The 25,393-nt window shown below is 34.7% G+C and carries 37 protein-coding genes; 12 read left to right on the top strand and 25 right to left on the bottom strand.

The features are described from left to right. Window positions 1-4 precede the first annotated feature (4 nt). Together M1D73_RS21660 and M1D73_RS21665 are read left to right on the top strand one after the other, a co-directional pair. Complete coding sequence (locus tag M1D73_RS21660) at window positions 5-676, top strand: DUF1129 family protein (RefSeq protein ID WP_121868072.1); 672 nt, start codon at window positions 5-7, stop codon at window positions 674-676. 201 nt (window positions 677-877) lie between these two features. Beyond that, entirely contained in the window at window positions 878-1,720 is an 843-nt protein-coding gene (locus M1D73_RS21665) for a hypothetical protein (protein WP_000111902.1), read from the top strand. Between the two features lie 28 nt (window positions 1,721-1,748). On the opposite strand, the gene M1D73_RS21670 is transcribed toward M1D73_RS21665, so the two are convergent. Continuing rightward, window positions 1,749-2,585: a lipoate--protein ligase family protein gene (locus M1D73_RS21670; protein ID WP_000514081.1), complete on the bottom strand. Its 837-nt coding sequence runs from the start codon at window positions 2,583-2,585 to the stop codon at window positions 1,749-1,751. Between the two features lie 170 nt (window positions 2,586-2,755). On the opposite strand from M1D73_RS21670, the gene M1D73_RS21675 reads away from it, so the two are divergent. Further along, entirely contained in the window at window positions 2,756-3,139 is a 384-nt protein-coding gene (locus tag M1D73_RS21675; protein WP_000108653.1) for a rhodanese-like domain-containing protein, read from the top strand. A 40-nt stretch (window positions 3,140-3,179) separates the two neighbouring features. On the opposite strand, the gene M1D73_RS21680 is transcribed toward M1D73_RS21675, so the two are convergent. Beyond that, complete coding sequence (locus tag M1D73_RS21680) at window positions 3,180-3,716, bottom strand: hypothetical protein (protein ID WP_033666640.1); 537 nt, start codon at window positions 3,714-3,716, stop codon at window positions 3,180-3,182. Between the two features lie 314 nt (window positions 3,717-4,030). Here M1D73_RS21680 and M1D73_RS21685 point away from each other — a divergent pair, with 314 nt between their 5' ends. The 5 genes from M1D73_RS21685 (at window position 4,031) to M1D73_RS21705 (ending at window position 6,679) form a co-directional block, all read left to right on the top strand. Next, a complete protein-coding gene (locus M1D73_RS21685) occupies window positions 4,031-5,008 on the top strand; it encodes a LacI family DNA-binding transcriptional regulator (protein ID WP_001273985.1) in 978 nt (325 codons plus the stop codon). Between the two features lie 96 nt (window positions 5,009-5,104). Continuing rightward, complete coding sequence (locus M1D73_RS21690; protein ID WP_002005730.1) at window positions 5,105-5,686, top strand: TetR/AcrR family transcriptional regulator; 582 nt, start codon at window positions 5,105-5,107, stop codon at window positions 5,684-5,686. A gap of 71 nt (window positions 5,687-5,757) precedes the next feature. Continuing rightward, on the top strand, window positions 5,758-6,090 hold the full coding sequence (locus M1D73_RS21695; RefSeq protein ID WP_000312339.1) for a DMT family transporter: 333 nt from the start codon (window positions 5,758-5,760) through the stop codon (window positions 6,088-6,090). A gap of 1 nt (window position 6,091) precedes the next feature. Beyond that, window positions 6,092-6,406 (top strand): DMT family transporter, encoded by a 315-nt coding sequence (locus tag M1D73_RS21700; RefSeq protein WP_000312623.1) that lies wholly within the window; start codon window positions 6,092-6,094, stop codon window positions 6,404-6,406. A gap of 15 nt (window positions 6,407-6,421) precedes the next feature. Further along, the gene (locus M1D73_RS21705; protein ID WP_000265429.1) at window positions 6,422-6,679 is read left to right on the top strand and encodes a DUF3975 family protein; all 258 of its coding nucleotides are present in this window, start codon (window positions 6,422-6,424) and stop codon (window positions 6,677-6,679) included. Between the two features lie 16 nt (window positions 6,680-6,695). On the opposite strand, the gene M1D73_RS21710 is transcribed toward M1D73_RS21705, so the two are convergent. The 11 genes from M1D73_RS21710 to gcvT all read right to left on the bottom strand — a co-directional run bounded on the left by M1D73_RS21710 (window position 6,696) and on the right by gcvT (window position 15,268). Next, the gene (locus tag M1D73_RS21710) at window positions 6,696-6,884 is read right to left on the bottom strand and encodes a hypothetical protein (RefSeq protein ID WP_002164431.1); all 189 of its coding nucleotides are present in this window, start codon (window positions 6,882-6,884) and stop codon (window positions 6,696-6,698) included. A gap of 245 nt (window positions 6,885-7,129) precedes the next feature. After that, on the bottom strand, window positions 7,130-7,723 hold the full coding sequence (locus M1D73_RS21715) for an ABC-2 transporter permease (RefSeq protein ID WP_079998907.1): 594 nt from the start codon (window positions 7,721-7,723) through the stop codon (window positions 7,130-7,132). A gap of 35 nt (window positions 7,724-7,758) precedes the next feature. After that, a complete protein-coding gene (locus tag M1D73_RS21720; RefSeq protein ID WP_001186551.1) occupies window positions 7,759-8,391 on the bottom strand; it encodes an ABC-2 transporter permease in 633 nt (210 codons plus the stop codon). A gap of 14 nt (window positions 8,392-8,405) precedes the next feature. Next, a complete protein-coding gene (locus M1D73_RS21725) occupies window positions 8,406-9,074 on the bottom strand; it encodes an ABC-2 transporter permease (RefSeq protein WP_001249555.1) in 669 nt (222 codons plus the stop codon). Beyond that, on the bottom strand, window positions 9,055-9,927 hold the full coding sequence (locus M1D73_RS21730) for an ABC transporter ATP-binding protein (RefSeq protein WP_000891311.1): 873 nt from the start codon (window positions 9,925-9,927) through the stop codon (window positions 9,055-9,057). Before M1D73_RS21730 ends, M1D73_RS21725 begins: the two co-directional genes overlap by 20 nt. 3 nt (window positions 9,928-9,930) lie before the next feature. Continuing rightward, complete coding sequence (locus M1D73_RS21735; protein WP_001021349.1) at window positions 9,931-10,305, bottom strand: GntR family transcriptional regulator; 375 nt, start codon at window positions 10,303-10,305, stop codon at window positions 9,931-9,933. Window positions 10,306-10,423: 118 nt separating this feature from the next. Beyond that, complete coding sequence (locus M1D73_RS21740) at window positions 10,424-10,615, bottom strand: hypothetical protein (RefSeq protein WP_000535933.1); 192 nt, start codon at window positions 10,613-10,615, stop codon at window positions 10,424-10,426. A 70-nt stretch (window positions 10,616-10,685) separates the two neighbouring features. Next, window positions 10,686-10,889: a DUF3929 family protein gene (locus M1D73_RS21745; protein ID WP_000262496.1), complete on the bottom strand. Its 204-nt coding sequence runs from the start codon at window positions 10,887-10,889 to the stop codon at window positions 10,686-10,688. Window positions 10,890-11,331: 442 nt separating this feature from the next. After that, window positions 11,332-12,807: an aminomethyl-transferring glycine dehydrogenase subunit 2 gene (gene gcvPB, locus M1D73_RS21750; RefSeq protein WP_000795703.1), complete on the bottom strand. Its 1,476-nt coding sequence runs from the start codon at window positions 12,805-12,807 to the stop codon at window positions 11,332-11,334. Further along, complete coding sequence (gene gcvPA, locus M1D73_RS21755) at window positions 12,804-14,147, bottom strand: aminomethyl-transferring glycine dehydrogenase subunit 1 (RefSeq protein WP_000903240.1); 1,344 nt, start codon at window positions 14,145-14,147, stop codon at window positions 12,804-12,806. Before gcvPA ends, gcvPB begins: the two co-directional genes overlap by 4 nt. Window positions 14,148-14,167: 20 nt before the next feature. Further along, window positions 14,168-15,268 (bottom strand): glycine cleavage system aminomethyltransferase GcvT, encoded by a 1,101-nt coding sequence (gcvT, locus tag M1D73_RS21760; RefSeq protein WP_000631769.1) that lies wholly within the window; start codon window positions 15,266-15,268, stop codon window positions 14,168-14,170. 390 nt (window positions 15,269-15,658) lie between these two features. Between gcvT and M1D73_RS21765 the strand changes: the two genes are divergently transcribed. Together M1D73_RS21765 and M1D73_RS21770 are read left to right on the top strand one after the other, a co-directional pair. Further along, window positions 15,659-17,341, top strand: coding sequence for a DEAD/DEAH box helicase (locus M1D73_RS21765; RefSeq protein ID WP_001100040.1), 1,683 nt, complete (start codon window positions 15,659-15,661; stop codon window positions 17,339-17,341). Continuing rightward, window positions 17,328-18,125 carry a YqhG family protein gene (locus M1D73_RS21770; RefSeq protein ID WP_001183964.1) on the top strand — a complete coding sequence of 266 codons (798 nt, stop codon included), beginning with the start codon at window positions 17,328-17,330 and terminating at the stop codon, window positions 18,123-18,125. Before M1D73_RS21765 ends, M1D73_RS21770 begins: the two co-directional genes overlap by 14 nt. A gap of 35 nt (window positions 18,126-18,160) precedes the next feature. Here the strand turns inward: M1D73_RS21770 and M1D73_RS21775 are convergent, their stop codons facing one another. Next, window positions 18,161-18,292, bottom strand: coding sequence for a hypothetical protein (locus M1D73_RS21775; protein WP_000064668.1), 132 nt, complete (start codon window positions 18,290-18,292; stop codon window positions 18,161-18,163). A gap of 97 nt (window positions 18,293-18,389) precedes the next feature. Then, on the bottom strand, window positions 18,390-18,617 hold the full coding sequence (locus M1D73_RS21780) for a hypothetical protein (protein ID WP_000032702.1): 228 nt from the start codon (window positions 18,615-18,617) through the stop codon (window positions 18,390-18,392). Window positions 18,618-18,690: 73 nt separating this feature from the next. Here M1D73_RS21780 and M1D73_RS21785 point away from each other — a divergent pair, with 73 nt between their 5' ends. Further along, window positions 18,691-18,807 carry a hypothetical protein gene (locus M1D73_RS21785; protein ID WP_001987222.1) on the top strand — a complete coding sequence of 39 codons (117 nt, stop codon included), beginning with the start codon at window positions 18,691-18,693 and terminating at the stop codon, window positions 18,805-18,807. Window positions 18,808-18,949: 142 nt separating this feature from the next. Next, window positions 18,950-19,582, top strand: coding sequence for a VC0807 family protein (locus M1D73_RS21790; protein ID WP_001075112.1), 633 nt, complete (start codon window positions 18,950-18,952; stop codon window positions 19,580-19,582). A 65-nt stretch (window positions 19,583-19,647) separates the two neighbouring features. Here M1D73_RS21790 and M1D73_RS21795 read toward each other — a convergent pair whose 3' ends face one another. The 10 genes from M1D73_RS21795 to comGA all read right to left on the bottom strand — a co-directional run bounded on the left by M1D73_RS21795 (window position 19,648) and on the right by comGA (window position 25,258). Beyond that, window positions 19,648-19,848 carry a YqzE family protein gene (locus tag M1D73_RS21795; protein WP_000106083.1) on the bottom strand — a complete coding sequence of 67 codons (201 nt, stop codon included), beginning with the start codon at window positions 19,846-19,848 and terminating at the stop codon, window positions 19,648-19,650. 38 nt (window positions 19,849-19,886) lie between these two features. Continuing rightward, complete coding sequence (locus M1D73_RS21800) at window positions 19,887-20,384, bottom strand: shikimate kinase (protein WP_000836660.1); 498 nt, start codon at window positions 20,382-20,384, stop codon at window positions 19,887-19,889. Between the two features lie 115 nt (window positions 20,385-20,499). Further along, window positions 20,500-21,150 carry a 2OG-Fe(II) oxygenase gene (locus M1D73_RS21805; RefSeq protein ID WP_000183856.1) on the bottom strand — a complete coding sequence of 217 codons (651 nt, stop codon included), beginning with the start codon at window positions 21,148-21,150 and terminating at the stop codon, window positions 20,500-20,502. A gap of 174 nt (window positions 21,151-21,324) precedes the next feature. Beyond that, entirely contained in the window at window positions 21,325-21,696 is a 372-nt protein-coding gene (gene comGG, locus M1D73_RS21810; protein WP_001231317.1) for a competence type IV pilus minor pilin ComGG, read from the bottom strand. Next, a complete protein-coding gene (gene comGF, locus M1D73_RS21815) occupies window positions 21,693-22,163 on the bottom strand; it encodes a competence type IV pilus minor pilin ComGF (RefSeq protein ID WP_000923101.1) in 471 nt (156 codons plus the stop codon). The genes comGG and comGF overlap by 4 nt, the downstream gene beginning before the upstream one ends. Beyond that, window positions 22,133-22,435 carry a hypothetical protein gene (locus M1D73_RS21820; RefSeq protein ID WP_000829469.1) on the bottom strand — a complete coding sequence of 101 codons (303 nt, stop codon included), beginning with the start codon at window positions 22,433-22,435 and terminating at the stop codon, window positions 22,133-22,135. Before M1D73_RS21820 ends, comGF begins: the two co-directional genes overlap by 31 nt. After that, window positions 22,428-22,883, bottom strand: coding sequence for a competence type IV pilus minor pilin ComGD (comGD, locus tag M1D73_RS21825; protein ID WP_000813141.1), 456 nt, complete (start codon window positions 22,881-22,883; stop codon window positions 22,428-22,430). Before comGD ends, M1D73_RS21820 begins: the two co-directional genes overlap by 8 nt. Then, complete coding sequence (gene comGC / locus M1D73_RS21830) at window positions 22,880-23,179, bottom strand: competence type IV pilus major pilin ComGC (RefSeq protein WP_001178687.1); 300 nt, start codon at window positions 23,177-23,179, stop codon at window positions 22,880-22,882. Before comGC ends, comGD begins: the two co-directional genes overlap by 4 nt. A gap of 11 nt (window positions 23,180-23,190) precedes the next feature. Then, the gene (comGB, locus tag M1D73_RS21835; protein ID WP_000475187.1) at window positions 23,191-24,222 is read right to left on the bottom strand and encodes a competence type IV pilus assembly protein ComGB; all 1,032 of its coding nucleotides are present in this window, start codon (window positions 24,220-24,222) and stop codon (window positions 23,191-23,193) included. Beyond that, complete coding sequence (gene comGA, locus M1D73_RS21840; RefSeq protein WP_001013170.1) at window positions 24,215-25,258, bottom strand: competence type IV pilus ATPase ComGA; 1,044 nt, start codon at window positions 25,256-25,258, stop codon at window positions 24,215-24,217. The genes comGB and comGA overlap by 8 nt, the downstream gene beginning before the upstream one ends. Window positions 25,259-25,393 lie beyond the last annotated feature (135 nt).

Raw genomic sequence — 25,393 nt, forward strand, 5'->3', positions numbered from 1 at the left:
AGGGATGAATGCACAAGACATGATTGAATTGAATAATAAAAAACGTGAGCTTCTAACACCTGAAAATGAAGTTGCTTATAGCGATATGTTAGTTTATCTTCGTTTATCTAACGTGCCAGAGCAACAAATGGAAGAACTGTTACTAGAAATATTAAATCACCTCATCGAAGCACAAGCAGAAAATAAAAACGCTTATGACATCTTTGGAGATAATTTACAATCTTATTGCGATGAACTTATATCAGCTTTACCAACTCAAACAAAGTTAGAAAAAGCCTCTTTAATTGGATTTTCTATTAGCTTACTTCTTGCTATACAGTTTGGCATAAATGCAATTATTTCATTTTTTATGTTTTTCTTTGAAAAAAACAATACATTATCAAGTCCGCCTTTTAGCATCCTTGGAACTACTTTGTCTGTTTCAATAATTATACTAGGTATACTATTTATTTTATATTTATTAAAGCGTTACTCCTTTAATCAGAAAATGAATTGGAAAAGAAGAATTCTATTTGGATTCGCATTTGCTACTCCATTTTGTTCCGCTGTATTCTTAAATATTTATTTCCAAAAGCAACCTTATCTCATTTATCATCTAAACTTTTGGCAAAATGCTTTAATTGCTATCTTATTTTTTATTTTATATAAATTACTATATAAAAAATCAAATTTTTAACAGCCCTTCAAAAGGCTGTTTTTTCTTCTGTCTAATTTTACAAATTGAAAAATTTCATAAAGAAAATAAGAAAAATGCAAAATAATTAAAGTTAATTGTTGACGTGATGCTTTTATTATCGGTATCATAAATCTTCGTGAGCAATTATTTTTCGTTATACGATTTTTTTATTATTACTGAATTTTTGAGAGGAGAAATTAGATGTCAGTTAAGAAGAAAACGCAAGTACGCACCGGCAAAATGGTACGTGAACTAATGTTAGCAGACGAAGATGTAAATGCTTCGCTAATTATGGTATATAGTGAAAACGGTGTAAACGCAGAAATTAAAATCGAGGGCTTAACGCCGAAATGTAACGAAGAATTATTTTTGAGCGGAAACGTGGATTGGAACAAGAGTGTTATTTATAAAATTGTTGATTTCACTGGAAACGCTGAAGTTGGTAAAGTTACATTAACAGCGATGAACAAAAACAATGTTTCTCTAGAAATTGAACGCGTTATGTGGAGTAAAGAAAATAAAGAAGCTGCCGAGCAAGAAGAAACACAGGTAAAAGCAGCACCGAAAAAGGAAGTAGTTGTAGAAGCTCCAAAAGCAATTACGCCTGCTCCTAAGCCTGTTACGCGTGTGGAAACACCTGCTATGGCACCTAAGCCTACTCCGGTACCGACACCGAAGCCAGTAAGCGTAGAAGCAGCTGTAGAACTAGTTACTCCAGCGCCTGTGAAAAAAGCGGTCCCTACTCCAGTTACAAAGCAAGAGACAGCACCGGTTGCTCCTGCAAAACCGAAGCAGCCTGCTTTGACTGAAACAAATTCAAAACTACAAGAAAATTATGTTAAACTCGTGAAAAAGACAATTGAAGTTTGTCAAGATTACGAGCTTGGCATCGACATAGATGATTCTATTGAAAGCTTAAAAGAAGAACTACAAAGCCAAGGTATTAGCGTTACATTTGACAAAGAAATTATGGACGTTGTAAATCGCCTTCGTTCTTTACAAGATAAAGGAATCAAAGTAGAAAAAGTACTTAATTTACTATAAAAAAATAAGAGGTGGCAATTGCCATCTCTTATTTTTTATAATTCCACTCATTACTTTCATACTTTTCTTTCGCTAACGTTTGAACTTCATGTAACTGTTCTTCTGTTAATTCATATGGAACAAGTTCTACATCCAATCCTTTTTCAAAGCCAACTTCAAACGCTTTAATTAACTGTTCTATCGTAAATGTACGGTCTGTTAATTCATTAATTGCTACTGCTTTAGAAGAGAACATACTCTTCATGCGTTCCTTCACACGTTCATTTGGGAATAAAAATAGATCATATAGTTCATCTAAATCAATTTCTAATGGAATCGATCCATGCTGTAGAATAACACCTTTTTGACGCGTTTGAGCACTACCAGCAATTTTTCGTCCTTCCACTACAATTTCATACCAAGATGGTGCATCAAAACATACGCCGGAACGTGGATTTTTTAAATTTTCACGATCTGCTTCTGTTTTTGGAACTGCATAATATGCTTCTAACCCTAATGCCTTAAAACCATCTAATAAACCTTGCGAAATAACACGATACGCTTCTGTAACTGTTTTCGGCATATTCGGATGATCTTCAGACACAATAACACTATACGTTAACTCTTTGTCATGTAGTACACCCCTGCCGCCTGTTTGACGACGAACGAATCCATATTTCTTTTCGTTAACTACATCCATATTAATATCTTTTTCAACACGTTGAAAATACCCAACTGTTAATGTTGGTACTTCCCATTCATAAAAACGAATTGTTGGTGGCATTTTCTTTTCACTTTGCCAATTTAATAAACATTCATCTAACGCCATATTAAATGCCGGTGAACATTGACCAGAGTTAATATAACACCATTTTTCTTTTCCCATCCTGCACCTCATATAACCAATTATTTTTCACATTCTCTAGTCTACCAAATTCGACAAAATTTGTGAAAGAATACGAAATTTCTTCTTATATGCAAATGAATCTGTTGCATAAATACATAAGGGCATTATAATATTGAAAGTAGGATAAGAAAAAAGGGAGCGATAGAATCGTGTCAACAACTTGGATTATTTTATTAGCCGTAATCGTAGCATTTATCGGCTACACTGTATGGATGTACTTCTATCAGAAAAAATTAATTAAAACTCTTACAGAAGAAGAATTTCGCGCTGGCTACCGTAAAGCACAGCTTATCGATATTCGTGAAGCAGACGAATATAACGCAGGGCATATTTTAGGTGCACGTAACATTCCGTTATCACAAATTCGCCTTCGCCATAAAGAACTTCGTCAAGATCAACCTGTTTACTTATATTGCCAAAGCGGATTCCGTACAGGTCGTGCAGCGCAATACTTAAAAAAACAAGGCTACAAAGATTTCTACCAATTACAAGGTGGATTTAAATCTTGGACAGGCAAAATTAAAAAGAAATAATAACATACAAAAAACTAGCTGAATAAATCAGCTAGTTTTTTCATTTCATCTTATTCGCAATGTATAATAAATTCTGCTTGATTACCTTTTCATCGTTCTCTTCTACATTCCGATACAGCAGTTGATATTCAATTCCTTTCTCTTTCCATATAAGCGTAGCAAATTCGTCACCACGTTCATAATCATCTTTATTTTTAAAATAAGCAGACGTTCCATTATTCAGTTTCATTTGTTCTTGAAATCGCTTCTCTTCCACAAGATCCGGAAAACTATAAGGAAAGTTCGCGACATTTAACTCAATATACTCATTTCTACCTGGTTCTTTCTGTTTATATTTAATCGTTAAGACAGTGTTCTTTTTCCCAAGCGTTCTTACTTCCCCCTTCACATCACTTGTAATATCGTACGGTAAAAACGTTGGAACTTTAAACTTCACCGGAAAATATTTTGGAAGTTCCTTTAGCGGAATAGGATCCGTAACACGATCCATAGCTCCTCCCGTTGTTCCCACAAAGTGTTTTTCTTCTTGCATCGTTTGCTGAAACGAACACGAACTAAGCACGAAACTAGAAAACACGAAACAAATGATTCTTTTTTTCAATTTGTTTCCGCCCTTTCATATCGCTCTCTTAACGAACGAAGCGTTGATATTCTCTTCATATTCGCTTTGTCACCAAACTCCACCTTTGAAAACTTTCCACGTTATTCTCACACATTTTGACAACACTTTTTGCAAACAAAAAAGACCCCTATCATTCTTACGCCCAAGTGAAAAGGTTACGCGAATAAAAAGAAGTCTTATTAATACCATAGTTTGTGAAAAGCTTTTCAGGTCAAGATTTTTTCTTTCTTATTATTTTCCCTTTATAATAAGGGAAAGAGGTGATACATATGGCCAATATAAAACAAATTGCTAAAACTGCTGGTGTATCGATATCAACTGTTTCTCGTGTCCTGAATAATCACCCTTACGTAAAAGAAGAAAAGCGTAAGCGTGTTCTAGATGCTGTTGAAGAATTAAACTACGCAAAAAATATAAATGCTGTCCATTTAATAAGAGGGAAAACATATACAATTGGCGTTATGCTTCCTTTCATTAACCTCCCCTACTTCAGTACGATTATTGAAGGAATCGGAAACGAAGCGTTATTAGCTGGGTATCATATTAATTTATGTCAAACGAATTACGATAGCATTGAAGAAATTCGTGTTCTTGAAATGATGAAAATGAAACAATTTGATGGGATGATTATTTGCTCCCGAACGAGCTCTTGGGAACAAATCGAACCTTTTGCAAAATTTGCCCCTATTATTTCATGTGAAAAAATGAAGCATCCCCTCATTTCATCCATCTACGTAGATCATTATGAAGGTTTCCGTCTTGGTACTGCCTATTTACTAAGTAGAGGCCATGAAAAAATCGGAATTTGTTTAGCAAGAAAAACAAGTGTAAATTCCATGGAGCGCGAAAAAGCGTTCGCCGATACACTTCGTAACGAAGGGAAAACGTTGCATCCTGAATGGATTTTCCACCAATGCTATACAATGCAGGACGGAGCACAAATACTCCATCGTATTTTAAATATGAAAAATCGTCCAACTGCTATTTTCACAGCGAACGATCAAGTTGCAGCTGGTTTATTAACAGAGGCTCGAAAACATGGTATTCGAGTACCTGAAGACCTTGCTATCCTTGGATTTGATAATCATGAAATTTCAAAGGCATTAGAAATTTCCACAATTGAACATCCCGGTCTCGCAATGGGCTCACATGCTTTTTCTTTATTCCATAAGCAGATCCAAAGCGAGCAAATTGTCGGCAGTGCAAAAGAACTTTCATTCCATTTAATTGAGCGAGAGACTGTCTAAAAAGAGCGTTACTTATAACGCTCTTTCTCAGCTCTTCACCTATTGACTTTATATTTCCCATCTCATATAATGAAACTAACGAACGGTAGGTAGGGGATGAAAATGACAGCAAACCGCATTAAAGCTGTAGCACTTTCTCATTTCGCACGCTACGGCTATGAAGGAACTTCATTGGCAAATATTGCTCAAGAAGTTGGGATTAAAAAACCATCGATTTACGCACACTTTAAAGGAAAAGAAGAGCTATATTTCATATGCTTAGAATCTGCTCTTCAAAAAGATTTGCAGAGCTTCACAGGCGATATCGAAAGCTTTTCCAATTCGTCCACTGAAGAATTGCTTTTAAAATTATTAAAAGGGTATGCAAAACGATTTGGTGAAAGTGAAGAATCAATGTTTTGGTTACGAACTTCTTATTTTCCGCCTGATGCATTTCGCGAACAAATTATTAATAAAGCAAATGTACACATTGAAAACGTCGGAAAACTTTTATTCCCTGTATTTAAAAGAGCAAGCGAACAAGATGAGCTGCATAACATTGAAGTAAAAGACGCCTTAGAGGCTTTTCTATGCTTACTCGACGGTCTTATGGTTGAACTATTATACGCAGGTTTAAATCGTTTTGAGACACGTTTAGACGCTTCTTGGAAAGTATTTTGGCGCGGACTTTCAAACTGACGGATTGCTCCTTTGCAATGCGTCGTTTTTAAGCCCTTTACCTAACGACTGGTAGGAAGGAGAAATGACATATGGCATGGATTTATGTAATCATCGCTGGTATTATTGAAATATTTTGGGTGATTGGACTAAAAAAAGCAGAGGCACCACTTGAATGGGCTGGTGTTGCTCTATTAATTACAATTAGTTTCGTCTTATTATTTAGAGCTTATAAAGATTTACCTGTCGGCACTGTATACGCAGTCTTTACAGGAATCGGAGCTGGTGGAATCGTTCTTACAGAGATTTTCATCTTCGGAGAACCTTTCTCTATCGTAAAAGTTTTATTAATCGGTTTAATCTTCTTCGGAGTAATTGGTTTAAAACGAGTAACAGAAGAAAAAGAAGCGAAGGAGGCCGCATAAAATGGCTTGGGTATTTTTAATTCTAGCTGGTATTTGTGAAATTATTGGTGTACTCTTTATGAAAGTAGCCACTGAAAAGAAAGGCTGGGCACCAAAAGTTATTTTAATCGCTAACTTCGGCGTAAGCTTCTTCTTCTTATCTCTTGCGATGAACACATTACCGATGGGAACTGCTTACGCAATTTGGACTGGAATCGGAACTGCCGGAAGTGCACTTCTAGGCATTCTCATTTTCCGAGAATCAGCGGATTGGCGTCGTCTTGCTTTCTTAAGCTGTATTCTATGCGGCGCTGTTGGCTTAAAACTATTAAGCTAACGAGAGGTGAATGTCATGTGGAAAGAACAAGGAAAGAAAATATTAGCATGGATCACACTTGGTATCGTCATTCTATTACAAATAAGTTTTCATATAATAGAATCATTGTTTCATAAAGTATTATCCATTCTCACATTCCTTCCTAACATGACAATTGAAATGATATCAATTGTTTGGTCCATTATCGCCTCCATTGCAATCGTCATTATATGGAGTATCGCCAAACTATGGAATAAGTTATTAAAAAAGGACAGTACTTCTGAAAAAGAGTAACTGTCCTTTTTTATATTCATTCAGACTTTCTGTAGAAGTTAGATGTGATAAGACAAAACAGACCAACTATGGCAATACTTATACCAACCCTTTTATGTAAACTTGGAAATAACGGTGGTATATCCGAGTAAACATTTGCTAATATGAGACCGATTGAAAATAAAAATATTCCTATTCTATATAACCATTTTCTTTTGTTCATCATTCTCCCCTCCTAACATTTTTCATACACTCCTTTCTTTTGGACATACTACCTAAAAAAGGAGTGGATAATATGCAAAATTCTATACATAAGCAAATTCTATTTTTATTTTTCCTCTTTCTTATTCTCGTTATCGTTTTCAGCTTTATATTACATACTCCAAAAGATGTACCAAATAGCGTTTCTTTTTATAAACTACTGCTCTCGTATTGTCGTTATTGAAGAAGGTGCCTTTTTTAAGGCACCTTTTAAAATTCTCTTTTTTCATATATTTTTACTGAAACAAAGGTAGATGCTATGAACATGCACATGGAACTAATGAATAACAAGCTGTTGTATAGTTGAATTTGTTCTAAGTTAATTTGAAACAAAGCTTCTAAAACAACTATCGGTGCCATGAATATTACTATCGTAATGAAAATGGTTTTCTTATACCCTAGCCAAAAGGATATTGGTAAAACAAAACTTAAATACAATAAAATAAAGCTAATACTAGCAACCATTGTCGTTTCAATAAATTCAAATAAGTTAACCCCACTCTTCATTCCCATCGTGAAACAACCGACCGTTACACTTATAAAAAGAATAATAATTGCTACTATATATTTCGCATACACAATTTGTTTTCTCAATATTGGTAAACTATTTACTATAACTTCACTCTCATTTTTACTATCTGCTTCAAATGTTTTTACTGTTGCCCCAATTGTAATAATTAGTGACATAATTATGAACAGATTTTCCGTATCTGTTAAGGCCATATAAAAGAAAACAGGATACAGTATGTACCAAATTAAAAATTTCCATTGAATGATGAAATCTTTTAAAATTAGTTGCTTGATCATGTATTACCCCTCCTAATATGAAAATGCCCCTTCTATAACTCTGCCTCCTGAAACATTTTCATTGAGAGAAACATTGATATGACTATACTTACTAACACTCCAATACCAAGAACACCCATTGCTAGTGTAGCCTCTTGAGAGTGGAGTACTTTTAGCATAATTGTTTTATCACCAAAAATATTGCACATAAGACCAATCATACCCATTAAAGGAAAAAGCATACTCAAATTTAAGACAGTAATAACTTTATATCCCCCAATGTAATTAGTCGGTATCGTTACTGCACAATAAATCAAAGTTGCTACTATTGCTGAAAATATTGCATACCCAGGCATAACTATATCTCTGTTCAATAAAATATTTCCTAATATTACGACTATAAAAGTTACACTCAAACCAGCCATAATAAATAATGAACTTGCAATATATTTAGCTATAACTATCTCTGTTCTCGTTATAGGCAAACTCACTAACACTTTTTCTGCTTTACTTTTCTCGTCATAATAAAAAGAAATATATATAATCGTACTACATGTTATAAATACTCCTATTGCAATCCCCATTGGTTCGACGGAATCCTTAAAAATAGATAAAATGGGTATTAAAAAATAGAAAGGAAACATCTTCTTCTGTAAGAAAAACTCCTTCAAAATCAATTGTTGCATATAAATTCTCCTCTCTATAAATCACGCGTTTCATAAATTTTAATTGTAAGAAACATAGAAACGATATAGACACTAGCTAATATCATTCCTCCAACTATAAATACACCAATATGTACTGGATTCATAATCCACTCACTGAATGAAGATGTTGTTTCATACAGCCCATCACTAATAAATATCCAAAGAATTACACCCACTCCTATTGATGCTGCTGATCCTATACTTCTTACTACCTTCGATTTTGTACCATAATAACTAGGGAAAAACGTGACAACAAAAAATGTGGCATAAACAGCTCCATTTATGACTTCATACCATGGAATTTCAATGTATAGATTAGGATGATATACACCGATATCACTAATAACCACAATACCCCTTATAAGAAAAACAACTAACATCGTAGAGAGAATGGCACCAACAATGAATATTGCACAGGAAATATATCTAGCAATTATGATATCCTTTCGACTTACCGGTAAACTATTTATAACAATGTCACTTTTATTTCTTTCATCCATAACGGTTAACGTCATAACCGATGAAAAGGTTATAAATAGACAACTCATTGGAAATAACAATTCACCACTTGCATCTAACATAAAGAACAAAAGGGGCATAACAAGATTCACTAACCAAATTACCCGAAAAAAGAACAAATCTTTATATACGAGCTGACGCATAGGCACCTCTCCCTTTCGCAGTGTAAACGATAATGTCATCTAATGTAGGCTTTTCTAGTACAACCTCATTTCCAAACCAATCGATAATTGTTTGTTTATCCTTCGCTAAACCTTCAAAACCAAATTTATTTTTTCGTAATCCAACAAATAGTTCTTTTCCTTCTCGGTCTAATAAATCATTACTTCCTTTTACGATTACGTAGTTCTCCATTAAGTCTTCTTTTTCACCAGTAAATATAATTTCTCCATCGTTGATAAACGTAATATAATCTGCAATGCGCTCTAAATCTGTTGTAATGTGCGTTGAGAATAATACGGATACTTCATCTTCCATTACAATTTCTTGCAACATATCAAGTAATTCACTTCGAACAACTGGATCTAACCCTGCTGTCGGTTCGTCCATAATAATAAACTCTGCGTGGTGCGAAAGTGCGATGGCAATCGCAAACTTCATTTTCATCCCTTTAGATAGCTCTTTAATTTTTTTATACTTTGGAACTTGCAATCTATGCATATACGATTGATACTGCTCTTCGTCCCACTTTTTATATAACGGTGCAATAATACGCTTCATTTGTTCACACGTTAAATCTTCGTAATAATGATTTTCATCATATACAAAACCAATATTTTGTTTTATGTCCTTTTCGGCTTTCTTATTGTCTTTGCCAAAAATTTTTATATCGCCGCTATCTTTTCTAATTAAATTCATAATCATTTTGATCGTTGTACTTTTCCCAGCACCATTGGGTCCGACAAACCCCATAATATATCCTCGTGGTAATGCAAAACTTATATTTTTCACTGCAAAATCTTGATAACTTTTACAAACATTTTTTAGCTCTAACATCTCTTATTCCCCCTTATATAAACACGCAATCATCTGCTGCAATTCTTCAAGTGAAAGCTGCAACACTTTACTTTCTTTTACGATTTCTTCAGCTTTACTTTCCAATAGGCGAAGCCTTTGTTCTTTTAATAGTTCATTATTTTTACGTGAAACATAAGTCCCCTTCCCAGCAACAGTTTCTATATATCCTTCTTTTTCAAGCTCCTCGTATGCACGCTTCGTTGTAATGACACTAATTTGTAATTCCTTCGCTAAGCTACGAATAGACGGTAATTGATCTCCACCCTTTAAACCGCCATTTAAAATAAGCTGGCTTAATTGTTTTCTTATTTGCACATAAATAGGGTCTTGGGAAGAATTCGAAATAATAATATTCATGTTTTCCTCCAGTGTGTGTATATACTGTGTATACCTTATATATACAGTATATACACACCATCCTATTTTTGGCAAGAAAAAAAGACCAACATTTTCCTGTTGGTCTTTCGTATATGTATCACTTTTCAAAGCGATCTAACATCTCGTCTCTCATTCCGAAACTTACTACTGCAATTCCTATATACATAAACAGAAGGAATGCCGGATGAACCGTGTTGTACCAGCTGCTGTCAACAATTAAGTAAATCGTTAATGCCACAACAAGAACAAACGCTAAGATAAACATATAAAAGTGTCTTGTACTACCCATGATAAACTCCTCTCTTCTCACTTCACCATTCAACAGTTTATTTTATCGAATAATTCGATATGACTCAAGGTTAACTTTCTGTTATGTAATCAAGTTCCACCTTTACAATGTCCTCACATGCTATTGAAATGATTGTTCCTTGTTTATCAATCGCCGTCACTTCTCTATTATCCATTACACGATTTGCTACTCTTTCTAACACTTTCCCTTGGTCTCGATAGCAAAATTCTTTTACATCTTTAATTGTTTCTCCATTTTCTAAATGGTATACCATTCTATAACATCGATATCCCACACTTTCACCCCCGTCTTGTTCGTTTTTTCACATATACATAAAAATGAGTAATCTTTGCCTCATCACATCTTCTTAATTTCAATAAAATTCTAACAAAAATAAATACTTTTATCAAACCGACTTTTTCAACAAAACTACCTATAAAACTACACCTTTACACCATTAGGAAACAAAAAATATATTTTTTTAACATTTTCTTCACTATTTCTGCATAAAGTGAAACTTTAATCAGTGGGGATTTTTGTTCATCCCCACTGATTATTAGTTGAACCAATCGGGCATTTACGGACAGTTTATCTCCCACCTGGCTTCTTTGCACCAGCTAAGTTTTGAGTTGGAAGTTTACTGTCCGTTAATGCGGGACAAATTATCCATACAAAAAAAGAACCCGCCTCAGCGAGTTCTTCTTTTGTTATTCTAATCAAACTTGTACAGGAGCTGGCTTTGCATAACGTAAAACTGGTTTACGTGCAGCCATCGTTTCGTCTAAACGTTTAATGACTGTCGTATGCGGTGCTTCTTGTACAACTTCTGGATTTTCTTCTACTTCTTTAGCGATTTGAATCATCTTATCAATGAAACCATCTAATGTTTCTTTTGATTCTGTTTCTGTCGGCTCAATCATAATACATTCTTCCACATTTAATGGGAAGTAAATTGTTGGTGGATGGTAACCAAAATCAAGCAGACGTTTTGCAATATCTAATGTACGTACACCAAGTTTCTTTTGACGACGACCTGATAATACAAATTCATGCTTACAATGTCTATCGAATGGAAGATCATAGAATGGCGCTAATCTTCTCATCATATAGTTCGCATTTAATACAGCATACTCCGTTACTGCACGCAAACCATCTGGACCCATAGAGCGAATATACGTGTATGCACGAACGTTAATTCCGAAGTTACCATAGAATGGTTTCACACGACCAATTGCTTCTGGGCGGTCGTAGTTGAAGTGATAACCACTTTCCGTTTTCTCTAAAATCGGTTTTGGTAAGTACGGAATTAAATCAGCTTTCACACCTACTGGACCAGAACCTGGGCCACCACCGCCGTGAGGACCTGTAAATGTTTTATGAAGGTTTAAATGCACAACGTCAAATCCCATATCTCCTGGGCGTGCTTGGCTTAATACCGCATTTAAGTTTGCACCATCATAGTATAATTTACCGCCTGCATTATGGACGATTTCTGCCATTTCTAAAATATTTTCTTCGAATAGACCTAATGTATTAGGATTTGTTAACATAAGTGCTGCTGTTTCTTCGTTTACAACACGTTTTAAGTCTTCTAAGTCAACAAGGCCATTTTCATTTGATTTTACTGTAATTGTTTCAAAACCAGCTACAGTTGCAGATGCTGGGTTCGTTCCGTGAGCAGAGTCAGGTACAATTACTTTCGTACGGTTAAAGTCACCATTCGCTTCATGGTATGCACGAATTAACATTAAACCTGTCCATTCTCCGTGTGCACCAGCTGCTGGTTGTAAAGTAACAGTATCCATACCTGTAATTTCAATTAAATGCTCTTGTAAGTCGTACATTAATTCCATTGCACCTTGTACTGTCTTTTCATCTTGCAGTGGATGAATATTTGCAAATCCTGCGAAACGAGCTACACTCTCATTAATTTTCGGATTATATTTCATCGTACAAGATCCAAGTGGATAGAATCCAGAATCAACACCGTGGTTACGGTTTGAAAGTGCTGTATAGTGGCGCATAATATCAAGTTCAGATACTTCTGGTAGCTCTGCATCTTCTACTCGAATATAATCGCTCTCAAACACATCTTCTAGTTTCACTTCTTCTACATCTAATTTGGGTAAGCTATATCCTATGCGTCCTTCTTTACTCACTTCAAAGATAAGTGCTTGGTCTTGATTCTTCATTGGATAGCCCCCATTTCGTTTACAAGTGTGTCAATTTCCTCTTTTGTACGAAGCTCAGTTACTGCTACAAGCATATGGTTTTCATGCTCTTTATAATCACGGCCTAGATCGTAACCACCGATAATATTCTTTTGTAATAATGCATCGTTTACTTCTTTCACTGGACGTTTGCAATCTACAACAAACTCATTGAAGAATGGTCCAGCAAATGTTACTGTGAAGCCTTTCGCTTCAAATTGACGTTTTGCATACTGTGCTTTAGAAATGTTTTGACGTGCCATTTCTTTCACACCCTGTTTGCCAAGTGCCGTCATTGCAACAGAAGCTGCTAATGCATTTAACGCTTGGTTTGAACAAATGTTAGATGTCGCTTTATCACGACGAATATGCTGTTCACGTGCTTGTAACGTTAATACAAATCCACGTTTACCATCTGAATCTACAGTTTGTCCAACAAGACGTCCTGGAATTTTACGCATAAATGCTTTCGTTGTTGCAAAGTAACCACAGTGCGGTCCACCAAACTGCGTTGGAATACCGAATGGTTGTGCATCACCGATTACAATATCAGCACCAAATTTCCCTGGTGGTGTTAATGCGCCTAATGATAATGGATTTGAAGAAACGATAAATAATGATTTTTGTTGATGAACGATTTTTTCAATATCAGCTAATTTTTCAACTTGTCCGAAGAAGTTTGGATATTGAACGATTACACAAGCAACTGTATCATCTACTTCACTTTGTAATACATCTAAATCTGTTACACCATCTTTATGATTAATTTCAACAACTTCAAGATTTTGACCTTTTGCATACGTTTCAAGTACTGCTCTTGATTCTGGATGAACCGCGCTAGATACAAGAATTTTCTTTTTGCGAGTATGGCCAGCTGCTAACATTGCCGCTTCAGCTAAAGCTGTACCCCCGTCATACATAGAAGAGTTTGCTACATCCATTCCTGTTAATTCACAAATCATTGTTTGGAATTCAAAGATTGCTTGTAATTCCCCTTGTGAAATTTCCGGTTGGTATGGTGTATAAGCTGTATAAAATTCTGAGCGAGAAATAACATGATCTACAATTACTGGAGCATAATGATCGTATACACCTGCTCCTAAGAAAGAAGCGTATTCTTTTAAGTTAGCATTTTTACTAGCCATTTGAGATAGCTCTTTTAAAAGCTCTGGCTCTGATTTTGCTTCTTTAATTTTTAAATCCCCTTTAAAACGAACACTCTCTGGAATATCAGAGAATAATTCATCGATCGTTTGAACGCCGATCGTTTGTAACATTTCTTTTTTGTCTTCTTCTGTCATTGGAAGATAACGATGCAACATGAAATCTACCCCTCTCCCCGTTACTTTGAACGTTTGTAAAATGGTGTTGGAACAACTACTGCTTTGACGCGTTTATTACGAATTTCAATTTCTACTTCTGTATCAACTGCTGCGTATTTTACATCAATTAGTGCTAAACCAATGCTTTTCTTTAACGTTGGAGATTGTGTACCACTTGTTACTTCCCCAATTTTTTCTTCACCAATAAATACAGGGTAATGCGTACGAGGAATTCCACGTTCGATTACTTCGATGCCGACTAATTTACGAGGCGCACCGTTTTCTTTTTGCTCTTTTAACGTTGCTTTTCCAAAGAAGTCTGCTTCTTTATTTGTTTTTACCGCAAAGCCAATTCCAGCCTCAATCGGTGTAATATCTTTTGATAATTCTTGTCCATAAAGTGGTAATGTTGCTTCGAATCGAAGTGTATCACGAGCACCTAAACCACATGCTTTTAAGCCCTCTTCTGCTCCAACTTCAAGAAGTTTCTCCCAAAGTTTTGCAGCATCTTCACTCTTACAGTAAATTTCGAATCCATCTTCACCTGTGTAACCTGTACGAGATACAAGTGCTGGAATTCCATCTACAAGAATATCGTTTTTAAATTTAAAGAACTTAATTTCTTTCAAATCTTCTGACACAACTTTTTGTAAAATGCCTTCTGCTTTTGGTCCTTGAATTGCAAGCTGTGCAACTTCACTAGAAACATTGACTACTGTCGCATCGCCAATTACATGACTTGCTAACCATTCGTAATCTTTCTCGATATTTGATGCATTGATTACTAATAAATAGTCTTCTTCACCACGTTTGTAGATTAATAAATCATCTACTGTACCACCATTTTCGTAGCACATAGCTGTATATTGTGCGCCCCCTACCTTTAAGGTAGATACGTCATTTGTAACAACACGTTGTAAAAATGCTAAACTATCTACACCTTTTACTTCAACTTCTCCCATATGAGACACATCGAACAAACCTGCAGCTGTACGTACAGCTTCGTGTTCTTCTTTAATGCTTGAAAATTGAACTGGTAATTCCCAACCACCGAAGTCGATTGTTTTCCCACCATACTTCGCGTATACATCAAATAACGGTGTACGTTGTAATGTAATCATGCTCTCTCCCCCTTATGCTTTGACAAATCAATAAAAGTTGCTTCCCTTTTCTAAACATTTTCATTCTGAAAAGATAGGATATACGGAATCTCATTATATTTTTTTATGAAAGCGTAAATAAAAAATCACTTTCTTGGATAAAATACGAAAGATTCCACACATTTCACACCATTATCCTAACATCATTCGCTATATTTCATCAATATTCTAGCATAAAAAATAATTTAGAATTTTTTATGTTAAAACACAATAAATACAGCTTTTGAGATTTAATACTTTATTATTGTCTATCATATAGCCTTTAATAACGATAATTATGCCTTCTTTTAAGGCAAATCATCATACATTAAAAAATAATTACTTTAGTTTATAAAAGGTGGGAGAGTCGTAATGAATGTCGATATTTCCGTAGATCGGACGTGGCAAAACAATTTTTTAAATAGAATTGATGAAGATGGTCCTTGGACAAACTGGGATTTATATCACTTAGCTTATGAAACAGAAAAATCGTTACTTGTTCCTACTTTTGATGGACTACAAGCACCGAAACATTTATCCCATTTCACACCGCTTCCGCATCAATTAGAAGTCGCTCAAAATGTAATTGAACAAATGAATGGTAAAGCGATTCTAGCAGATGAAGTAGGTCTTGGAAAAACAATCGAAGCTGGACTTATTTTGAAAGAATACATGGTCCGCGGGCTTGTGAAAAAGGTACTTATACTTGTCCCAGCTTCTCTCGTATCACAATGGGCATACGAGCTGAATACAAAGTTTTTCATTCCCGCTGTAGCACAAAAGAAAAGCTACTCGTGGGAACAAGCTGACGTAATCGTATCATCAATTGATACTGCGAAACGTTCACCACATCGCGATATCGTGTTGAACTTAGAATATGACCTTATTATTATCGATGAAGCACATAAACTGAAAAATAATAAAACAAAAAACTATGAATTTGCACAACGATTAAAAAAGAAGTTTTGTTTATTACTAACCGCTACTCCTGTTCAAAATAAGATTGATGAAATTTTTAACCTTGTTTCTTTATTAAAACCAGGACATTTAGGCAATCAATCCAACTTTGAAGAATATTACGCTTCCAAAAATCGTTCAGCCGAATCAGATGAAGACTTAAAAGCTCTCATTAATAAAGTAATGGTGCGAAATAGACGACATAATACCGGTATCGATTGGCCGAAGAGACATGTACGTACAATTTTTGTTGAGTTTAATGAACAAGAACAAGCTCTATATAATGATATCGAAAATTGGCGAGGACAAGACGCCTTCACATCTGCTTTCTCATCGTTAACGTTAAAACGGGAAGCGTGTAGTAGTCGTGAGGCTGTTTACTATTCATTGAAAAAGCATGTAGAAAAAAGACAGAAAGAAAATGAACATTATATAAAAGATCCACATATCGATGTGCTAATGGACAAAATTAATCATATTCCTTTCAACTCGAAAGCAACTAAAGCTCTAGAGCTTATAAAAGAAATTGACGATAAAGTCGTCATTTTCACGGAATACCGAGCATCACAGATGTACTTACAATGGTTTTTACAACAACACGGTATTTCTTCTGTCCCATTCCGCGGCGGATTTAAACGCGGGAAGAAAGATTGGATGAAGGAACTTTTCCAAAATCGTGCCCAAGTGTTAATTGCAACGGAAGCTGGCGGAGAAGGCATTAACTTACAGTTTTGTAGCCATATGATCAATTATGATTTGCCATGGAATCCAATGCGTCTTGAGCAAAGAATCGGACGTATTCACCGTCTCGGTCAAAAGAATGATGTTCATATTTATAACTTAGCTACAAAGCATACTGTTGAAGAACATATTCTGAAACTGTTATATGAAAAAATCAACTTATTCGAGCGTGTTATCGGTGAACTCGATGAAATTTTAACGAGAATTAATATGAAAAACATCGACGCGCACATTCAAGAAATTTTCGCGCAATCAAAAAGCGAAGGTGAAATTAGAATTAAGATGGAAAACTTAACATCTATAATCGACTTTGCGAAACGAAATGAAGCTGAGGTGCAAGGCTATGCAGCAACATGAAATTCATAATTACTTATACAATTTCTTTGAGGCGAATAACTGTGAAATTTTAGAACGTTCTCCTCATTTATTAGATGTACAGTTAACAATTGAGATGGATAAATTATTAATGAATCGCCCTTTTTATTGGCACTATCTTGAGAAAACAGGAGGCGTACCGAATCCGATGCGCCTTACTCTTATTACAAATCCAGAAAATGAAGAAAATGATGGTGAGCTTATTCACTACGGTTCACCACGTCTACATCAAATTTTCCAAACGACAAAAGAATTAGGCTCTTACATACGTTTATATGAGGATGTAAGACATAATGGGGCAACACATACACCGCTCCACCCTTGGCTCGGTATTAATATAAAAGTTTCCTATCAATGTGATCGAAAAAAAGACATCCTTCACTCGATTGGTATTCATCTCATTTCTGGAACAATGATGGCAAACTTTCATGAAACATTAACAAACATTAAACTTACACCAAAAATACCTGATTTTTGTTTTACGCTCTCGCCCATCATTAAACCTCAAAGTGGTTTACAACGCATAGAAGACGCTTTAAAAAATATAATTGCAGAAGATGACCATACGTGGGCAAAAGAAGCAAGAGTGCGTTGGAATCATGATTTAGACCTTTTAAACCGTTTTTATGAAGAAAGTGACGAACTTCCTGAGAGCTATGAAATTGAAAAACAAGCTCTGCAAGAACAGTATGAACCACGTATTACAGTGCAAATTATTAACGGTGGACTCTTTTATGTTACCGCGAATCATTTTCTATCAAAATAAAGCTCCTTCTGCTTTAGAAGGAGCTTTATTTCGAGTTACTCTCTATCCTCATTACGCTCTTGTTGTTTTTGCTTTGCCATGCGTTTTTGATACGCACGATCCTTCGCGCTCACATGATTTGCATCAGTTGGAAGATTTTCTTTCGAACGTCCAATTCCATTGCTCATCTTTCCCACTCCTTTTTACGTTTTTCAGAATACATGTTTATTTTCAGCTAGAGTTACAATCCTTATACAAAAAAATAAGAGCAGCCATTGGCCACTCTTACTCGCTCACATATTTTTGAAACATATCATGGATGCCTTTATTTACTAGGTTCGAGATCTGCTCGTCAGATTTATTCGGATAACGATCACGCAATCTGATAGATGCCTTCACCATTAAATTTTCTAATACAGAACGGCCACCTTCTCCATAAATAATTTCAGCATATTTAACAAGCCTTCCATCCTCTACTGTTGCTGGATTATGATTGAAGAAAAATTTACTCATTGTCTCCACCTCTCTCTTTTGATAACGTTTACATTTATATAGATTATTTATGTTATTTATTTCACAATATTGTATGCATGTATATTTAATTAGTTTCATTATAAAGCAACATATCGATAGTAAATATGTGATTTTCCGTCCATTTTGTGAACAAATTAAAAATGAAAGCGTTTCCTTTATTATATACTAAAAAAACTTACTACGCTAGGGGCAATTTTTTTCAATCTACTACCCCCCTCGAAAATTGATATATTTTTTCTTTTCCCATTAAACCTTATACAATTTTCAGAAATTATATTATAAAATATATGTATGACTTAAGGAGGCTTTGTATGAATCAAAATAAAAAAGCTATATTAGATCTTGTCTTTTATCTCGTAATCCCATTCCTCATTTGGAAATTTGCAAAACCTTATATCGATCCTTATTACGCGATGTTACTTTCCTCTGTTCCGGGGATTATTTATACACTGTATACCTTTAAAAAAGAAAAACAGTTTAACGTAACAGGGTTCTTTATTTTAATTACACTCATTTCTAATACAACGGTAGATCTATTATCTGGATCAGCTGAACGAATGTTATGGAACGATGCGTATTATCACATCGTACTCGGCATTATTGTTATATGTACAATTTTTATAAAAAAACCACTTATGTTATATTTCGCAGCAGATATTGCCGCACTTCAAGGTCATGACCGTGATAAAAGTCGTGAGCTGTATCGTGATAGTCGTATATATCCAGCACTGCAATATTTAACGTTATTTTTCGGGCTACAATTTATATTAAAAAGCTTTTTAAAAATTTATTTCATCTCTGTTTTTGGTGTAGATGGCTACGGTGAAATGAGAGCGATTATGACCGCTGTCGGATGGGGCATTTCTATTTGTATCGGAATAGGATTTGTATGGGTGAACAATAAAATACATGCCGTTACGGAAGAACAAGAATCCGTGCGGTAAACAAAGATGCCCTAGTGTATTACGACACTAGGGCATCTTTATTTTGCTAGACATATGACTAAAATTTAACTTGATTTTTTTCTTTTACTTTTTACATTTCGATAAAACAAAGCAGCACTCAGCGGCATAACACCAAACCACTTATTCATAAATGGCTCTTTTTCAGCACGGCGTTGTTCTTTCTTTTGTTTTCGATCTTCTTTTGGAGCATCCATATACGACACAAACTGCTGCGTCACAAAGCGAACATAATCATTAGTAGACATATTATCATCACCTCTACTTGATTAGTATGTCCACTTTTTTATACATTAATCTTTTCCTTTAATTCATTCATAATTTGCTTTACAGACTTATTTGTCGTATCGATATGAATATGAGCCTCTTCATAATAAGCTCGGCGTAATTCAAATTTCGTTACAAATGCATCTATATCTTTCTTTTGAAATAGTGGACGTGTCGTATCTTCACGAAGCCTTTCTGCAATTACATGCGGATCACAATATAAATACACGACAGTTCCGTTCTCTTTCATCCACTTGCGATTTTCTGCTCGTTCAATAATTCCCCCACCAGTTGTAATAATGACATTATGGACTGGTAGCGAACGTAACATTTCGCTTTCATATTCCCGAAAAGCCGTTTCGCCTTCTTCGGCAAAAATATCACGAATTGCCTTCTCTTGCTTCTCTTCGATTTTTTGATCAGTATCTACAACATCCATTTGAAGTTCTTGACTTAATGCTTTTCCAATTGTTGTTTTCCCTGCTCCCATATAGCCGGTTATGTATATAGATTTCATTTTCTGTCCTCTCAATCGTCATTTATTAATTGTTATTATAACGAAAGATGCTACTTTGTTTAATAAAAAAACGTTTTGTTCTTATACTATGAAGAACAAAACGTAACATTCGCTTTTACTTATAAGTACCTCTTCTCACCCACTGCGTTGCAATCCATTTCTCGCCTTTCGTTACAGGTGCCCCTCCGTGTAACGTAAGCTCGTTTAATGATTGATCTTGATAAAAATACTCAAAGTATACTGCCATTCCCTTTCTAGGGTGTACAGAAAGATTTAATTTTGGGAAGTACGTTTCGCCGCCTTCTTCTACATCATTTAAGTACATTACAAGCGTACTAATACGATTGTTAGCAGCTGATCTACTATGTTCCGCAAAATAATCATAGTGTGCTTTATATTGTTGATCCACTTCATAATTTAAAATGTGCAATCCTTCACCATGCGACGCAGGAACATTCATGATAGATGAAATTCGTTTTTCAATCTTTGAAGTAAATTCATTATCTTCCAAAAATGCACCGCTACTTGTTCGAATATCATTTACATCACGTGATGAACCAATTTTAGAACGCTCCATTTTATTTTTAGACATTTCAATCAATTCATCACATTCTTCATCACTTAGTACATTTGCTAATACGACAATAAGAGGTTCTTCAAATTTTGAAATAATGTGTATTTCTCTATCTTCTGTCATAATCGTATTTCCTTTATGATCAAAAATAGTTTGTTCCTTATTTTCACCTATTTGATTGTTGTTTGTCATTTCCCTATTCTCCCTAAAAATAATGATTGGATAGCATGAATATATCATATTCTTTCTACCTTTCTCTTTTTTGAGAAAATTTAAACTTTTAATCATTATATTTATCCATTTCTTCTAAAAAATCAATTTAATTTACAATAGGAAACCTTGGTTTATTTACATATATTTTATACATTATCCTTCTATCCAATCGACTATTTTCCCATCCTTTTTTCTATACCGAAAACCTACCGTATAGAAAGCTTCCTGTTTGAGTGTGCACTGCAACGTAACGAGAATTAAATCATTTTCAAAGACATAATTTCCACTCGCTTCTCCCTTTTCATACTGAAAGAAAAATGTACCTTCTTTTTCTTTTTGCTGTAAATCTTTTTTTATATCTGTAATAGATCGGTTAAGTAATTCATCCAATAAAAACTTTTGTTCTATTTCTATATAAAAATTTTTATCTGTAAACAACATATTTGTTTCGTATATAAAAAAAGAAGTTAATAAAATAAGAAAGATAATCGTTCCAGGCATTGTAAATCCATTTTGCTTTCTCATACGTTTATTCCTATTTCGCTATATCGCATAACTACACCTTCATATATTTTCCCACTAGTATCTTTCACATTTATAATGAGTACATGAGGTGTTAGTTTGTAAGAAACCGTTCCAATATTTTGTAAAACAACTTCCCTCCCGCGCCTATTTACCTTTCTTATAAGACGACTATTCTCTTTTTCATACGATACTTCACTCCCATTACGCGATCGGAATCGTAAAATACTTTCTCCATTTTCAAATGCTAGCTGTTCTCCAGATGATACTTCACGAAACTCCAATTGCATTTGCCCTAAATACACATCCCACTCCCAATCATTTAACCCTTTCGACTGTTTATTTTCCATTTCAATGAAATGTAGGCGGGGAAAGAGCAAAAAAAATATTGATAATAGAAACAGACATACAATCATTTCTATTAATGAAAAACCAAATTCTAATTTATTTTTTCTCCTACATAAAAGCATTGTTCCATCATTCTGTCTTTCACATCTCTCCACACAGTACAAACTTCATTGCCTCCCCAATATGTGTAATACACAATTCCATTTATATTCTTTTCTATTATTCGCTTGTCTTCATTTCCATACATATATATAGCTGCTTCTTTTTTTAATAATCCAGTTGCCTTATAACGAATTTGTATATTTTTTCTTTCTTGCATAACTAATACTGTTTGCGGTAGTAGTAACGATACAGCCATCATTAAAACACTTAACGATACAATCATTTCAGCCATTATGGATCCTTTTTGACATTTCACGATACGTAAATCTCCCTCTTCCAAGCTGAAATACAATTTCATATTTATAATTTCGATACGAAATTATAATCGTACCACCTCTATTAATATTTCCACTTGGATTATATGTCATCGGATTTGGAAACGTATGCAAATCAATTTGTATATCTTCTTCATACTCTCGCTTGACGATATAATACTTTGTACCTGACTCTTTTATAGCATACATATTTCTATCTTTATGCCAACGTAATGTATAGTGCTTTTGACGGTTTATCGCTAATTGCTGCATATACAAAATATCATTTGAAAACTGTCTCAAAAATTGTTCAACTTTTTGTCGCTCGTATAAGGAATGAACACTAAAATACGTAACTATACTTAATACAGAAATAGCAAATAAAACGAGTAACATTTCTAAAAAAGTAAACCCCTGTTGTTTCACAATGCCCTAATTGATACTGCGCCATCATCTGAAATATGAATAGATTCGCCATTCGGGCACTTATCAGTTGTAATATACTTTTCATCTGTCAGTTCTTTTAACGATGGAATTTTATTATGTTGTAATTGATATACTTGTATTTGCGCTTCTATAGATTTCACGTAAGCTGCACAACCTTTTCCTTGGACCGATGAGCGCTGTGTAACTACATTCGGAATAATTAATAGTAATAATATAGTTATGACAACCATTACTAATAGCATCTCTAACAGAGTAAACCCTTCCTCATTCTGCATACAAATGCCCCCTAAATAGAATTCATCATTTGAAACATCGGCATAATCATCGCTAAGTACATAAGGACAACGATTCCTCCAATACATGTAAATAAAATAGGCTGAATGATAACTAACATATGTTTAATTTTCCGTTCCATCTTTTCCATAATAAGATCGCTATAGTCACCTAATTCAATCCCTAAATTGCCGTTTGCTTGTCCATGCGTAATAACATAAGAAAGTTCTTTCTCGTAATACCCACTTTTAGCAATGATAGATTGTAACTGTTCTCCTCCAATTAATTGTCTTTCAATCCGGCTCGCTTCATATTTAAAGAACGGATGATATCTTTGCTCCATCATTATTGTTAAAGCTTCACATACTGATAGTCCACCATTTAATAAACCACTCAACTGAGTAGCAAAATAATGTGAATGCTTTAAAATAAGAAATGTTTTGATGAGGGGAATACGAAGCATAATTTTTACCTGTCTAATATGTGGAAGTTTCCTAAAATACAACATGTATAAAATACCTCCAATAATAACAGTTAAAATAGCGGTTAAAATAATGTAAGGTAGCAGTTTTATTGCACTTAAAATTTGTTCTGTAAGTAGTGGTGTATTAGAACCGAACGAACTATAAACCATTTCAACCTGAGGTAATAAAATGAGTTTAAAAATAAAGAGCATGATTAGTAGAAAAAACATCAAAAACATAGGATACTGCATTATTTTCATCATGTCTCTCCTATACTTATCTTTCTTATAAAGAAGTGCACTTCCTTGTTGCAAAGCAAAAGAAATATCACCATGTTGCTCGGCATAAAATAAATAACTTAACATGTCCTGATGAAACTTTAACTGATGAAAAGAATCGTGTAGACTTTTCCCATCTTTTAACCCCTCAATCATGCGCTGCAATTGTACTTTCTTTTCTACAGGTAATTGAAACTGTAAAAATTCTAATGCTTGTAAAAGAGAGTAGCCTTTTTCTAATAATTCTCCTAAACGTTTCAACAATACTACTTGATCACTTAAACTCCATGTTTTCTTAAACATAAACATCTTCTTCTAAAAAACCTAAAGCATATCCTTTTCGTATTGACGATTCTAAAGTCTCATGTTTGTAAGTAACACATTCTCCACCAGCTTCTTTAAGCGCTTGTTTTAACTCATATCCATATAGTAGCTCATATATGCTAGCCTGCCTTACTTGCCTCATTGATTTACATAAAGTTGAGCACTTTCCTCTGCAAAACGGACACTTCAATTCGACAAGTCGCTGTGCAGCTACAGCCAATAAAGACTGTTCAATCTCTTGCCTCGTTATACCATAATCCATGAAGCGAATGATTGCTCCTTTCGCATCATTCGTATGCAGTGTTGTCATTACTAAATGTCCTGTCAAACTTGCTCTTATAGCTATTTTTGCTGTTTCTTCATCGCGGATTTCACCGACTAAAATAATATCTGGATCATGACGTAAAATAGCCTTTAATCCTGTTTCATATGTGAGACCCGCTTTTTCATTTATTTGAATTTGTAATACATCGTCACTTCTTTTTTCAACCGGATCTTCAAGTGTAATGATGCGACGTGTTTTCTTTTTTCTAATTACCTCTAATAATGCATACATTGTCGTCGTCTTCCCAGATCCAGTCGGTCCAGTAAACACAAGTAGCCCCTGTGAATAGCGTAAAAACGAGAGTAGTTTTGCTGCCGTACTTGGAAATAACGAAAGATGTGATAAGGGCTGAACAGATGCTTGTAAATGAAGGCGAATAACGAGACTTTCTTGATATACTGTTGGAAGTGTTGAAAGGCGTAAATACACTTCTTGTCCATCAATTTGCAAATACAACGAACCATTCTGTGGCTTCCGTTTCTCGCCTATGTCCATAGATGCTAAAAATTTGAAATGTGAGACAAGTTTTTCTCCAAACTCCTTTTCAATACACTGTCTCGTCATTAAATCTTTTCCTATACGTAGTTGCACCGCTACATCCTTCTGCCGGGGCACAATATGTAAATCTGACGCTTGTACCCTACACGCTTCTTTTAAAATTGCATTCGCAAAAATTTCAATCCCATTCATCACTTTTCCCTCCTCACTATGTATATAGCATGAAAACATGCGCAATAAAAATTTGGACTTTTGTATTTTCAATAGAGGAAAAAGGAAAAATATGTTTGTGAAATTATGAACAATTTCCGAATTATTGTCTGAAAT

The sequence above is a fragment of the Bacillus sp. PK3-067 genome (genome assembly GCF_056738645.1).